This is a genomic window from Paraburkholderia azotifigens, from assembly GCF_007995085.1.
In the GTDB taxonomy this organism is placed as follows: domain Bacteria; phylum Pseudomonadota; class Gammaproteobacteria; order Burkholderiales; family Burkholderiaceae; genus Paraburkholderia; species Paraburkholderia azotifigens.
The window spans coordinates 772,506-785,833 of the sequence record NZ_VOQS01000001.1 but is presented as its reverse complement, the minus strand read 5'-3'; the positions used below and the strand labels follow the sequence as shown (position 1 = coordinate 785,833).

12 protein-coding genes and 2 pseudogenes are annotated in these 13,328 nt (G+C 61.9%); 3 read left to right on the top strand and 11 right to left on the bottom strand.

Annotated elements, in window-relative coordinates:
* Positions 1–93: 93 nt before the first annotated feature.
* The 3 genes from FRZ40_RS03455 to FRZ40_RS03445 are packed head-to-tail and all read right to left on the bottom strand — an operon-like array spanning position 94 to position 2,427.
* Positions 94–816 carry a hypothetical protein gene (locus FRZ40_RS03455; protein ID WP_147233360.1) on the bottom strand — a complete coding sequence of 241 codons (723 nt, stop codon included), beginning with the start codon at positions 814–816 and terminating at the stop codon, positions 94–96.
* A gap of 4 nt (positions 817–820) precedes the next feature.
* Positions 821–1,621, bottom strand: a complete 801-nt coding sequence (locus tag FRZ40_RS44900) for a HAMP domain-containing protein (RefSeq protein ID WP_240057072.1) — start codon at positions 1,619–1,621, stop codon at positions 821–823.
* A complete protein-coding gene (locus FRZ40_RS03445) occupies positions 1,621–2,427 on the bottom strand; it encodes a type 1 periplasmic-binding domain-containing protein (protein ID WP_240057070.1) in 807 nt (268 codons plus the stop codon). Before FRZ40_RS03445 ends, FRZ40_RS44900 begins: the two co-directional genes overlap by 1 nt.
* A 702-nt stretch (positions 2,428–3,129) precedes the next feature.
* Here FRZ40_RS03445 and FRZ40_RS03440 point away from each other — a divergent pair.
* A complete protein-coding gene (locus FRZ40_RS03440; protein WP_028370218.1) occupies positions 3,130–3,333 on the top strand; it encodes a cold-shock protein in 204 nt (67 codons plus the stop codon).
* A gap of 303 nt (positions 3,334–3,636) precedes the next feature.
* On the opposite strand, the pseudogene FRZ40_RS46105 reads toward FRZ40_RS03440, so the two are convergent.
* From FRZ40_RS46105 to FRZ40_RS03410, 6 genes and pseudogenes are all read right to left on the bottom strand, one after another.
* A pseudogene (locus tag FRZ40_RS46105) lies at positions 3,637–3,756 on the bottom strand (CcdB family protein); the annotation flags it as partial.
* Positions 3,757–3,902: 146 nt separating this feature from the next.
* Positions 3,903–4,554: pseudogene (locus FRZ40_RS03430) on the bottom strand (ISNCY family transposase); the annotation flags it as partial.
* Between the two features lie 197 nt (positions 4,555–4,751).
* Positions 4,752–5,411: a ProQ/FinO family protein gene (locus FRZ40_RS03425; protein WP_147233356.1), complete on the bottom strand. Its 660-nt coding sequence runs from the start codon at positions 5,409–5,411 to the stop codon at positions 4,752–4,754.
* A 311-nt stretch (positions 5,412–5,722) separates the two neighbouring features.
* Positions 5,723–6,952, bottom strand: coding sequence for a porin (locus FRZ40_RS03420; protein WP_147233355.1), 1,230 nt, complete (start codon positions 6,950–6,952; stop codon positions 5,723–5,725).
* A 216-nt stretch (positions 6,953–7,168) separates the two neighbouring features.
* The gene (locus FRZ40_RS03415) at positions 7,169–9,067 is read right to left on the bottom strand and encodes a bifunctional sugar phosphate isomerase/epimerase/4-hydroxyphenylpyruvate dioxygenase family protein (RefSeq protein WP_147233353.1); all 1,899 of its coding nucleotides are present in this window, start codon (positions 9,065–9,067) and stop codon (positions 7,169–7,171) included.
* A 62-nt stretch (positions 9,068–9,129) separates the two neighbouring features.
* Positions 9,130–9,987, bottom strand: coding sequence for a 3-oxoadipate:acetyl-CoA acetyltransferase (locus FRZ40_RS03410; protein ID WP_147233351.1), 858 nt, complete (start codon positions 9,985–9,987; stop codon positions 9,130–9,132).
* Positions 9,988–10,389: 402 nt separating this feature from the next.
* Here FRZ40_RS03410 and FRZ40_RS03405 point away from each other — a divergent pair, with 402 nt between their 5' ends.
* Entirely contained in the window at positions 10,390–11,160 is a 771-nt protein-coding gene (locus FRZ40_RS03405; protein ID WP_028371127.1) for an IclR family transcriptional regulator domain-containing protein, read from the top strand.
* 33 nt (positions 11,161–11,193) lie between these two features.
* On the top strand, positions 11,194–11,862 hold the full coding sequence (locus tag FRZ40_RS03400) for a phosphoribosyltransferase (RefSeq protein ID WP_147233349.1): 669 nt from the start codon (positions 11,194–11,196) through the stop codon (positions 11,860–11,862).
* Positions 11,863–11,938: 76 nt separating this feature from the next.
* Here FRZ40_RS03400 and galU read toward each other — a convergent pair whose 3' ends face one another.
* Entirely contained in the window at positions 11,939–12,832 is an 894-nt protein-coding gene (galU, locus tag FRZ40_RS03395) for a UTP--glucose-1-phosphate uridylyltransferase GalU (RefSeq protein WP_028371129.1), read from the bottom strand.
* Between the two features lie 260 nt (positions 12,833–13,092).
* Positions 13,093–13,236, bottom strand: a complete 144-nt coding sequence (locus FRZ40_RS44305; protein WP_007749838.1) for a hypothetical protein — start codon at positions 13,234–13,236, stop codon at positions 13,093–13,095.
* Positions 13,237–13,328 lie beyond the last annotated feature (92 nt).

The following is a 13,328-nucleotide window of genomic DNA, read 5'->3' as shown; positions in this document are numbered from 1 at the left end:
GAGCAGATCCCAGACGAGCATGTCGAGTTCTTTTGTACATTGTTGGAGGTCGCCTCCCGCTCTGCGGCATTGCATTCCCCTGGCCAGCCGTAGTCAATCGATGATAAACCTGAATACGTTTGCGGGTACTGTGAAGCGGGTCGATAGCTGCCGGTGACTGCGGATGTATCGCTTGCCGTCGATCACAAAGTACTGAATCTCGGTGCCCACGGGATGATCGATATCGTTCTCGAGTCGGTAAGAGAAACTCGGGAACTGAAGCGCGCCTCGCTGGCGAAACACGCTGCGACAAGTCCCAAAGAGGCTCGGCAACTTGAACAGACGAGCGCCGGATTGGGAGTGGGTCGCAATGGCGTATACCTGACTATACCTGTCGGCGGTACCGGATCCGAACCCCGTGGACTCGACGCAGAGGTCCGGGGTAGATGCACCAATGGTCGGAGCTACGTACAGGATTACGGTCCTCGGATCCATGTCAGTGCGACTATCGTCAGGCAAACGCACGGCGTCAGCGTATAGGTAAGTGCGCTTGTCGATGCGTATGCTTCGGCTGGTCACGGTGACGCCAAGGTGACGCCTGCCCGCCCGGCCCACCCATGACGCGGTCGAATCACCCGTCGGTCCGTAATCTGCCGGAAGGTACTCGTTCGAAACCGGGGCCCGGAAAATCTGTCCGGCCTGTTCATCATAAAATGAGGCGTATCCGTCATAAACATGCTCAGCGCGCGCGAGGGTCGCCCAGACAGCAAACGCCAATGCGACTGTTGATTTTTGCCCCATTTCTGCCGCCTCTGATCGACGCTCAAGCATTTTCAATGCGCTAAAGCTGGTTGGTAAGCGCCAGGTGAAATCTGTCGAGCACGAATATGCCCTCGAGCGAGTTCTCGATGATGCTCCGGAATTTGCGCTCGCTTTCTCTCAGCGACGCCGTCGAATCGCCAAGGCGTTCCGCCATCACGTTGACGCGAGTGGCGAGCCGTCCAAGCTCATCGCTCGATTCGACCATGCAACGCGCGTCGAGGTCGCCGCTGGCCATGCGGTCCACCATGTCCTCCTGCCGCCCGATGGGTCCGCGAACCAGATGACGGATTAGAAGAAACGTGGCGATATAAAGCACGGCCAGCATCAGCGCGAGCGTCGCAAGAACGGCTGTGCGGGCGACCGCAAAATTTCGTTCGGTGACGGCTTTGGTCAGGACGACGCGCACTTCACCGATCTGCTCACGCGGGGCGTCGCCTTGCGGCGTGAACCCGATGGGCCGTAACCGCACGATCGTCTCCGGCGGAGGCGGCTGAGGCGCATTACTGGCGTCGGCGAGCACGCCATAGCGAGTCGCCGTGACGGTGAAGCGCACCACCTCCGGGTTCGGCGCGAGCGCCTTGATCTGCCGCACGATCGCTTCGCGGTCGACGTTCCAGAGCGGCTGCGCGAGCGACTGGCCGAACAGGTCGGCGATGCGGTTCGCGCGTTCTTCGACTTCCATGAGCCGGCGTGCCTGCGCGCGTTCGAGCAGCATGAAGGCCGAACTGCCCGCGACCAGCGAAATCAGCAACACAAGCGAGAGCATCAGCTTTGCATGCAGCGTGTGAAGCCACCAGGGCAGACGTAGGGCGCCGCGCATCAGGCCGCCTTCGATGCCGGGTCGAGTAGAACCTGCAGATTGAAGTCGTACCGTGCCGCACGTCGCCGGTAGCGCGAAAAGCCGCTGAAATCAGGGGCCGCGCTTTGATCGAAGGCGATCTTGTAGTAGCGCGAGGCGTTGTCGCCGTACAGCACCGTCAGATAGTCGAGCTTCATGCGTGGGCCGTCTGGCTGCGCAAAATCGACACCGTGATGGTAGTCGTACAGCGCGACCATCGCGCAGGCGCCGATGAACTGACCGCCCGCCACGATGGCTGCAAGGTCACCCCGCATCACGGTTGCGACCGCTTCTGGTAGCGCCCCGAGTCCGCCGACGACGACGTTCGCGCGACGTTCACGCACGGCAGCGAGCGCGCCAAGCGTCATCTGGCTGCACAGGTAGTCCATCAATCTGAAGCTGCCCTGAAATGCGTCAGCCGTGATCGTGCCGATCCAGTTCGCGATGGCCCCGCGTTCGTTGCCTGTTTCGGCCCGCTGCGCATCGGTGAGGTCGTTGTGAATCAGCAGGACTTTGGCAGGTGAGCACGCGAGCGCGTGCAACATCTGCTGCGCCGCCATTTTCTCGTTGACGATCACCACATAGTCTGGAGGATCGTTTCGCGCCGCCACTGTCTCCGCCTGGCGCAGCATGAGCAGATGGTCGCGCTCGGCATACAGCACCTCGAGTTGCATGCCGAAGCGCGCGGCCGTCGCCGCCATGAACCGGGATACGAGTTGCCAGTGCTGGCCCGTGCCGCGCTCGACCTCCTCGCCGGGATTCAGGAACACGACGCGCGGAGTGTTCACACAGACGGTCATCGCCCACGCGGCCCGACCCGCCGCGAGACACACACCTGCGCTCATACTGCCAGCCAACATCTGTCTTCGGTTCATTCCAACGCTTACGACAAACGGTTGACGACCCCGGTCACGGCAGCAGGACGCCGGCGGACCGGCCGGGGGAGTGCGATGCCATGATTGGGCTGGGAGGACGGGTGGCATCACACCATATTCTGCCGCGAGCTACGGCAGGGCGTCCGTGAGCCGTGCGCAAGGCATAACCCGGAGAAATTGCACGGACAATCCGGCGTCACCGGTGTCCATTCGAGCGGCGCGGCGAGCGCGCGTTGATACGCAATCGATGAAGACCTGTAGAAGAACGGACGGGCAGCTGCCCAGGCGGTATCAGGATGCCCGGAGCCGGCATGGCTGGCCGACACTGATGTTCATTGACGGAAAGACGGGAACTCATTGGCGAAAAACCCGTGATCCGACAGGTTTGAGGAAAAGGCTCGTGGCAATAGAGTAAAGATGATCGGGAAGCAGGCAGCCGCGAAGGGCAGTGTGGCGGAACAGCGTTTTTCGGGCCGGCACAAGATGTCACGCACAGATGCAAAGCACTCTTCGTACAATCGTTGATTGTGGGCAATGCCGTGCCCGTGGTAAAAAAGGAATACGTGTCTGGCACAACGCCGTAGACGCGTCACATCAATTCAGGAAAATCAGCAAATGGCAACAGGTACGGTGAAGTGGTTCAATGACGCAAAGGGATTTGGTTTCATCACGCCGGACGGCGGCGGTGAAGACCTGTTCGCACATTTCTCGGAAATCCAGTCGAGCGGTTTCAAGTCGCTCCAGGAAAACCAGAAGGTGTCGTTCGAAGTAAAGCAGGGCCCGAAGGGCAAGCAGGCTGCGAACATCCAGCCGCAATAAGCGTTTCACCTAGCGGTGGGTAAGCAAATGGCCTGGTGAGGCCATTTGTTTTTTGGTGCGCACAGCTTTGTGCGCACCGGCCGATCGATGAGCGTTGATCAATAAGCGCCAAACAGGCGACCCAGCGCGGCGCCGATACGGTCCTGTTCATTTTTCAGCGAGCCGATTGGCAGGCCGAGATCGCCTGACCTGAATGCGCCGAGCAACGGCGTCTCGAGCTCGAACTATTCGCCCCCGATCTCGATGAGCGGGGAGAGGTCCTGCGCCTACCTTGCTCGCCGTATAGTTGCCCGCGACCCGCGTCAAAGGGATCACGACGCGTGAGATCAACAAGTCGAGATGATCGCTTCGCACGTCCAGCAGAAACGGCGATGTCGCTTTCGATCTTGGCGAAGGATTGTTGTACAGGTCGAACCGCGCCACCAGAACATCCGGTGTTCTTCGAGGGGCAATCCGTCACGCTCGATACGTGCATTCATTTCCCCGATGAAATCTGCGTTGGCCTCCGTCTAGGTCCGTGGTTCAGCTGCCTCCACTTCCTCGCGCAAGCCGCGTTCGCTGGCACGCGCAATATTGCGAAACACGCTCGCCTTGTCGCTGTAGAACGCGCCGGGCGTGCCGTAACGCTCGATATACGCGAGCGTCAAAGTAGCTGAAGGTCGACTCCGTCGCCGTGAAGTGCAGCGCCATCAGCCGCCCGGTTGCGTCATCGATAAACACCAGCAGCGTGCACGCCGGCGCGCGGTCCTCGAACCAGCGGTGATCGCTGCCGTCGATCTGCACCAGCTCGCCCAGACAGGCGCGGCGGTTTCTCGGCTGATGAAGCTTCGGCGGCCGCTGTTTGCGTGGAATCCACAGGCCGGCGTCACGCATCCAGCGCCGCACAGTTTCCTTCGCCAGCACCACGCCATGACATTCAGCCAGCTTCTCGCGCGCCAGCGTCGGGCCGAAATCGGCAAAGCGCTCACGCACCAGCGCCATGGCCCGTGCCCGCAGGTCACGGGGTAGTTCGCGGTTGCCAGGCTGCCCACGGCGCGCCGATACGAGCCCGGCCGGTCCACTGGCCTGATAGCGATGCACCAGGCGATTGATCTGGCGCTCGCAAAGCTGCAGACGCTCGGCTGCCTGAAAAACCTTCAGCGGGTGTTCGACTACCGCCTCGATGATCTTGACCCGCTCGAGCTCGTGCATGCTGATCGTGACGAATCCACGTGCGTTCATGTCCGGCTCCCTGGGCAACCACCATGGCGCAGCATGCGCGCAGTGCGTCGCTCAGGGAGTGAAACCGGACATTTCTAATCAGCCAGAATCGGACATTATCAAAAAGCTCTGACAATCAAAAGCTCGATAATTAAGATTATGTCAAATCACTGATAAGCAGCAGCAAACCCGCCACCGCTCCCTACAACCTCAATCCATCAACCTTGCGCCTGATCGGCGGCCGGCGCGTTTCCGTCTTCGCTGTCCGCGCTGGCCGTCGCCGCAGCGGCATCATCCGCCGGCTTTGCTGCTTCAGCGACAGGCACTTTCTCGCCAGTCTTCGCAGCCGGTTTCGTCCGGCCACCCGAACGGCGTCGCGCAAACGCGGATTCCGATGCCGTGACCTTGCCCGTTTCCGCGCCTGTCAGATCCACACGCGATGCGCCTTCCGTCAGGCTCGCCCAGTAGCGGCTGCCACGGCACCAGGTGCTCACGGCATCGCGGACTTCCTGCTCGGTCAGTTTCAGTTCGCCCGCCTGCGCGAGCAGATCGTCGAGAATGCCGATCTTCAGCGCGACCTTCGGTGCAGGATTCTTCGGGAATGCCAGCGGGAAACGCTTCTGCAACTTGCCGATGGTATGCACCACGGGATCGACGGGATTCTGCTGCTTCGCGGCCGGCCGCGCGGCCGCCGGCTTCCGGTCCGTCTTCGCGGCAGGCTTGCCAGCCGGGCGTGCGTCCCTGGTTCTCGAGTCCTTAGCCTTCGCATCCTTGCCCGGGTGGGCAGCGTGCGTGTCCGCAGCCTGCTTTTCCTTGCGCTGCGCTTTTGCCTGCTTGGCGAGTTCGTCCCTCAGCTTCGCCAGTTGTTCAAAGCCCATGTGTTCACCTTCATTGCAATGACGCAGGATTGTAGCAGCCGCTGAGCATCTCCATGCCGCCTGGCTGTCGTTGCCGTCCGCCTATGATGCACGCCGTCGATGGCTATTTGCTGTCGCCATACCGATTTCGACATGCCATAAACGGGAATTCAACCGCGACGGGCGCAGCAAGCGCCGCTCCCGCATCGAACGCGCAGTTCGCTGCGACATCCGTCCCGCAAAAAAACAAAGCGCCGCAATTGCGGCGCCCTGTCCTGCTTCACGTCCATATCAGGCTGACGTCAAACAGCGTTCAAGCGGACAAACCAGCATTAGAACCGGTGAATAATGCCCGCACCGACGCCCACCATGCTGCGCGACGACGAAGGCGTCGAGTTGAAGCCATCGCCGATCGTTGCCGTTGCGTTGATGATGTGCGTGCCGCCGCCCGTCGCGTTCGGCGCCAGCGTCTGGCCGTTCGCGCGCTGATACGCCTGCAGCGCGTAGATGCCCGTGCGCTTGGACAGCGAGTAGTACTCGGACAGGTTGACCTGCGAGTACGACGCGTTGCTCGAGATGCCGTTGGCCTTCGTCGCGCGCGTGTACGCGTAGCCCGTCGCGAAGTCCCATGCCGCCGTCGGCTTCCAGTGCAGCACGATGCCGCCCGAATTCCAGATCGACAGATCGTGGAAGCCCGAGCCGACGCCCGGAATGTACTGCACGTTCGAGTACGTCGCCGTGATGTCGAACTGGCTGTTGAACGTGTAGCCCGCGCCGACCGCGAAGCGCTGCTGCGCGCGTGCCGACTGGTAGCCGTTGGTCACGGCCGAGATACCCGCCTGCGCACCCGCGTTCGAGGTCGCCGAATCGGTGCCGAAAGCGCCGCCGTTCACGTTCGAGTTGTTGATCTTCGAGAAGCCGACCGCGATGCCGATCGGGCCCTGCGCGTACTGCACCGCCGTGCTCCACGTCGAACCCTGATATGCGCTGCCCGGCACGCCCGCAAACGAATACGAGCCGCTGAACTTGAAGCCGTAGAGCTTCGGCGACATGTACAGCAGCGTGTTGTTCGCGCGGTAGATCGTATCGAGACCGTCGACGTCGCCCGCGTGCGCGCCGTAGAAGCCCGTGAGCCAGGTGGTCGGGCTGTACGGCGAGAGCAGCTGGTAGTACGACGCGTACTGGCGGCCCGCCGTCAGCGAACCGTATGCGTCGTTCGTCACGCCGACGAACGCCTGGCGGCTGAACATCAGGTTGTTCGTCGACATTGCGCCGCTGTTCGCGCTGAAGCCCTCTTCCAGCGTGAAGATCGCCTTGGTGCCGCCACCGAGGTCTTCCGCGCCCTTCAAGCCGAAGCGGCTGCCTGCCCACACGCCCGTGACCATCTTGACTGCCGAGTGGCCGTTTGCGGTCGAACCGAGCGACGTCGAACTCGACTGATAACCGATGCCGTTATCGACGATGCCGTACAGCGTCACGCTGTTCTGCGCGAAGGCAGGCATCGCGGCCAGCACTGCTGCGCAAGCCAGCGCGAGTTTGACTTCGGGGTAACGTCTTTTCATCTCCTGATCCTTTTATCTTCGAGTGTTTTGACGATGCGGAGCATCGCTTTGCCGGCGTATGGACAAACGGAGTCCATCGCCGCCAGTGCTGCGTGGTAGTGCGGAAAAGCCGAAGTGATGCGGGGAAAGCCGGGTATGCCTTGGTATGTCTCGTCTTGTGCGGATCGCTACGGGTATTCACTGACTACGTGACCCGCGCGATCTCTGCTCTTGCCGCTAGCCGTTCTTGCGCTGTGCCTGCGCGGCGAGCCTCACAGGTGCGTTCACCGCGCCGTATCCGTCATAGCCGCCCTGGCGCAGCACGACCTCGAGGAAGAAGCGTCCGTCCATCTGCTCGGTGTACACATGGAAGAACTCGCCGCCCTGCGCGTCCCGGTCGTAGAGCACGTGGGCCTCTTTCATCTTCGTGACCATGCCGTCGGCGAAATCGTATCGCGCTTCAAGGTCATCGTAATAGTTCGACGGGATCCGTAATAGCCGAACGTCGCGTGCGCGCAACTGTTCGACTGCTGCGAAGATGTCGTCCGTGACAAATGCCACGTGATTCAGGCCTGAACCGCGATACGTATGCAGCGATTGCGCCGTCGACGTCCGCCCGTCCACCGACGCATTAAGAACGATCCGCACCGAGCCGTCGGCGCTGCGCACCGCGCGGCTGCGCACCAGTCCGTACGGATCGGGCAGCAGCCAGGCCGGCTCGGCCTCGAAGCCGAACACGGCCTTGAAATAAAGAATCCATGTATCGAGCGCATCGGCAGGCAGATCGAGGCACACGTGATCGATGCGCTTCAGCCCGCCCTGCACGGCCGGCTGTGCATTGGCCTGCGCGTCGAGCACGAAGTCGGCTTCGTAAAGAGTCGGCTCGTCGGGCCGCGCATCGACGAAGTAATGCAGACTGCCGTCCGGCGCGCGCACGCCCGGCACGACGCGCTCGTTCGGACCGACGCGGCCCGAAAACGGTGCATAGCCGAACGACGTCGCGCGCTCGAATACGCGCCCGGCATCGTCGACCTGGAACGCCGACGCGCACAGCGACAGCCCATGCCGATGGAAGAACTCGCTCGCGAACGAATCCGTCTCTGCGTTCAGCACGATCGACGCATCGCCCTGCTGATACAGCGTCACGTCCTTCGAACGATGCTTGCCCGCCGTATGAAATCCCGCTTCGGCAAAACGCTGCGCAAGACGCGGCGCGCTCGTCGAATCGACGGCGAATTCGATGAACTGAAATCCTGAATGCGCGGGCGGCGCAGGCGGCGTGAAAAGCGGCTGCGCGTCCTGCGCTGCATTCTTTCCTGCGCGGCGATGCGCGGCCTGCTCTTCGAGGTACAGCAGCGAACGATATCCGTCTGCGGCCGTTGCCGCCGTCGGCGCGGCGCGGAAGCCGTCGTTGAATATTTCCAGAGAAAACGGGCCTTGATAGCCCGTCGCGAGCACGCGGTCCGCGAAGCCCGCGACGTCGAAGTCGCCCTGCCCCGGAAAACAGCGGTAATGACGGCTCCATTCGAGCACGTCCATCTTTTGCAATGGCGCGTCGGCGATCTGCACGAACGCGATGCGATCGCCCGGAATGTCGGCGATGGGATCGATGGGATCGTCGATCGACAGCGTATGGAAGCTGTCGAGTATCAGTCCGAGACTCGGATGATTGACGGCATCGACGAGCCGCCATGCGTGGCGATATGAATTCACGTACTTGCCCCACGCCAGCGCTTCGAAGCCCACGCGCACGCCTTCGCGTTCGGCGAGCAAGGCAAGCTCGCCGAGCTGATCGACGATCAGCCCGTCATCCGCGATCACGTTCGCGTTGACGTTGCTGCACACGAGCACCAGATCGGTGCCGAGTTCGTGCATCAGTTCGAACTTGCGCTGAGCGCGGTTCAGGTTCTGCGCGAGCCGCTCTTTCGAGACGCCCTCGAAATCGCGGAACGGCTGGAACAGCATGATCTGCAGGCCGAGATCGGCGCAACGCTTGCGGATATCGGCGGGCGAACCGTCGAAATACAGCAGATCGTTCTCGAAGATCTCGACGCCGTCGAAGCCCGCCGCGCGAATGGCAGCGAGCTTCTCGACGAGCGTGCCGCTAACCGACACGGTGGCAATGGAGCGGAGCATGGTATGGCTTGATGAGACTGCGGACTGAATGAGCGTACTGAATGAGCGGACAGAACGCGCACTCAGGCAGCGGGTTTGAGCGCCAGCATCTCGCGCGCCTGTTTCGCCGTCGCAACGGGGCGGCCGTATTGGCCGCACAGATCCGCGACGCGCTGCACGAGCTGCGCATTGCTTTTCGCGAGCGTGTCCTTGTCCCAGCGCACGTTGTCTTCGAGTCCCGTGCGGCAATGGCCGCCCATTTCGAGGGTCCAGTGATTCACTTCGAGCTGGTGACGGCCGATGCCTGCCGCCGTCCACGTCGCCGTCGGCAGCAGCTTCTTCAACTGCTCGACTTCGAACTCGAGAATCTCGCGGCGCGCGGGCAGCGCGTTCTTCACGCCCATCACGAACTGCACATGCACGGGATCTTTCAGCAGGCCCTGCTGAACGAGATCGACGGTGCTGTACAGCATGGCCAGATCGAAAATTTCGATTTCGGGCTTCACGTCGTGATCGAGCATCGTCTGCGCGAGCATGCGCACGAAATCGGGCGGATTCTCGTAGACGGTGGTCGGGAAGTTCACCGAGCCCGTCGCGAGGGACGCCATGTCGGGACGCAAATCGAGCATCGCGCCGCGCTGTTCGAACGAACGGCCGCGGCCGCCCGTCGAGAACTGGATGATGATGTCCGGGCAATGCTTGCGGATGCCCTCTTGCAGCGCCGCGAAGCTGTTGCGGTCGGAACTCGAGCGCTCATCTTCGTCGCGCACGTGCAGATGCACGAGCGTCGCGCCTGCTTCATAAGCTTCGTGCGTACTCTCGACCTGCTCGGGCACCGAGATCGGCACGGCCGGATTGTCCTTCTTGCGCGGCACGGAGCCTGTGATCGCGACAGAGATGATGCAGGGCTGATTCGTGGCGTGACTCGTTGCTTGACTCATGGCAGACCTTCTTCGGTAAAACCCGTGTTGCAGGGCGACGCATTCGCTATTCCCGTCGACTTCCCGTCGACGCGGCGCCGGCAAGACCGATCGCCGCTGAGGTGGCTCAAGAATAGGCAAGCAGACCTGCCCGGGCAATGCTCCCCAACGTGAAAACGTGCGTTAATCGCACGTTTATGTGCGATTAACGCGCGCTTCGCGGGTTTGCACCAGGCCGTGTGTGGCGGCATGCATACGGTGAAATCAAGCGTTTGCGGGGTTGCCGGCGAATCCGGCAGCCGCGCTCGCGTCGCACCTGAACGGATGTGCTGACGGAAGAATGAGCGGCACAAGCCCGCCTTGCGTGAGCGATAATCGCGCATATCGATACGTTAGCCGCGCAGCATCAAAAGGGTGATTGCCATGAACCGACCGCCACTGGACAAACGAGACTGGATCGCGGGCCTGGAAAAAGGGCTCGCGATCCTCGAGTCGTTCGACAGCGAACACGCGCGCCTCACGCCGAGCCAGGCCGCGCAGCTGACGGGCATGACGCGCACGGCCGCGCGCCGTTATCTGCTGACGCTCGAACATCTCGGCTATGTGCAGGGCGACGGCAAGCTGTACGGGCTGACGCCGCGTGTGCTGCGTGTCGGCTGGTCGTATTTCGATTCGGCGCGTCTGCCGAAGACCGTGCAGCCCTATCTGCAGCAACTGAGCGCGACGATTGGCGAATCCGTCTACGTGAGCGTGCTCGACGACTGGGAGCTGGTGTTCATCGCGCGCAACGGCACGTCGCGCGTGATGACGACGGGCTTCGTGCTCGGCGCGCGCGTGCCCGCCCCGCTCACCTCGCCCGGCGTCGTGCTGCTCGCGTATCACCGCGATCAGGACGCGATGCAGACGTGGCTCAACGACACATCGCTTGCACCGTTCACGCCGCATACGTTGACGAATCGCACGGGCCTGCTCGAAAAGATCCGCCGCGCGCAAGCGGACGGTTTCGCGGTGATCGAGCAGCAACTCGATATCGGCGTGCGCGGTGTTGCGGTGCCGATGAAAAACCGCCATGGCGATGTGGTCGCCGCGCTCAGCACGAACATGCCGATGGGCAAGGAGACGACGGAAGCGGCCCTCGTTCGCGTGTTGCGGCCGTTGCAGGAATCGGCCCTGTCTATGCTCAACGTCCTATAGTGAAGGGATAGCGGACGTGGGAGCGAGCGAATCATGCACCAGCCGTTTGCCAATCGGGCCGACGCGGGCCGTGCGCTCGCCGATCATCTGAAGCAGTACGCGGGGCGCGACGATGTCGTCGTGCTCGGGCTGCCGCGCGGCGGCGTGCCCGTTGCGTATGAAGTCGCGTGCGCGCTCCGCGCGCCGCTCGACGTGCTCGTGGTGCGCAAGCTCGGTGTGCCGTGGCAACCCGAACTGGCGATGGGCGCGATCGCATCGGGCAATGCGTTGTATGTGGATGAAGAACTGCTGCGCGAGACGGCTGTGTCCCGTGATGATTTCGAGCGCGTGCTGGCCGATGAGAAAGCGCAGCTCGCGCGACGCGAGGCGTTATTCCGCGACCCGCAGCGGGCCGCTATCGAGGTCGCGCAGCGCGTCGCGATCATCGTCGACGACGGGCTCGCAACGGGTGCGTCGATGACGGCTGCGGCACGCGCGTTGCGCGCCCGCTCACCCGCGAAGATCGTCGCTGCGCTGCCCGTTGCGCCTGCCGATGCGGCGTCGCGCATCGGCGGCGAGATCGATGAATTCGTCTGCGTGGTGACGCCGCAATCCTTCTTCGCCGTCAGCCAGTTTTATTCCGACTTCAGCGAAACCACCGACGACGATGTGCGCGCAATACTCGCACGCGCATCGTCGGCCAGCGGGCCCGCCTCGTCCTGACGATGCGGGCGCTCGCACCCATCGGCCTGCAGCGCGACGGCGCATAGACGCGCCTTCGCTGCCGCAGGCGTTGGATTCATGCGGCGGCCTGGGTCAGATGCAGCGGCAGGTAGCTTTGCAGGAAGTCTTCGAAGTCCGCGCGCACTTCCGGGTGACGCAGCGCGAATTCGACGGTCGCCTTCAGATAGCCGAGCTTGCTGCCGCAATCGAAGCGCGTGCCGAAGTAGCGATAGGCGAGCACCTGCTCTTCCGTCAGCAGCGATTGCAGCGCGTCCGTCAATTGCAGTTCGCCGCCCGCGCCCGGCTTCAGCGCGCGGATGTGCTTGAAGATAGTCGGCATCAGCACATAGCGGCCGACCACGCCGAGATTCGACGGCGCCTTGTCGGGTGCCGGCTTTTCGACGATGCCCGACAGCTTGATCACGTCTTCTTCCCACTCCTTGCCGTCGACGACGCCATACGAGCGGCTCGCTTCGCGCGCGATCGTTTCGACGCCGACCACCGAGCTGTGATAGTGGTTGAACGTGTCGACGAGCTGCTTCATCACGGGCTTTTCGCTGTGCAGCAGGTCGTCGGCAAGAATCACCGCGAACGGGCTTTCGCCGACCAGTTTTTCCGCGCACAGCACGGCATGACCGAGACCCAGCGCTTCGGCCTGACGCACGTAGAAGCAGTCGACGTTCGCCGGCTTGATGCTGCGTACCAGTTCAAGCAGCTGCGCCTTGCCGCGCGCTTCGAGTTCCGCTTCGATTTCATAGGACTTGTCGAAGTGATCTTCGATCGCGCGCTTGCTGCGGCCCGTGACGAAGATCATTTCGGTGATGCCTGCTGCGATCGCTTCTTCGACTGCGTACTGGATCAGCGGCTTGTCGACGATGGGCAGCATCTCCTTCGGGCTCGCCTTCGTGGCAGGCAGAAAACGTGTTCCGAGGCCCGCAACAGGAAAGACGGCTTTGGTGACTTTCAGCATGGTATGCATTTCCACTCGGTTGGATTGAATGTATGCAATCGCCGTGAGAGGCGGCGCATTGTCGTGCTGGAAAAGACTAGCGCAAAACTATTCGAAATCTTGTGCAACGCGGCATCGAAATTATTTCAAATTGTTCGATTGACGATCATTTATTCCGGTATTCAACACGCATCAGGAAACAATGACATCAAATCTTTGAATTGACTTGCATACGCCATGTAAATCTTGCCTTTGCGCCCATGCATGCTGCCCGCATGCGGCTATTCGTTCTCTTCGAACTGCGGCATCTTTTCCGGATTCATCCGGATGCGGCTGATCGGCTCGTTGCGCAGCGCTTCGCGATATGCGGATACGGCGACGAGCAGCAGCAGCACGGCGACGCCGGCGATCAAATGCAGGTTCATGACCCCACCCCTGTCAAAGTTTTCCCACATCAACGTAACACGAAAAAAACGTCAAATAATTCAAGCGGCTATATGGATTTCCGGATGCCTGG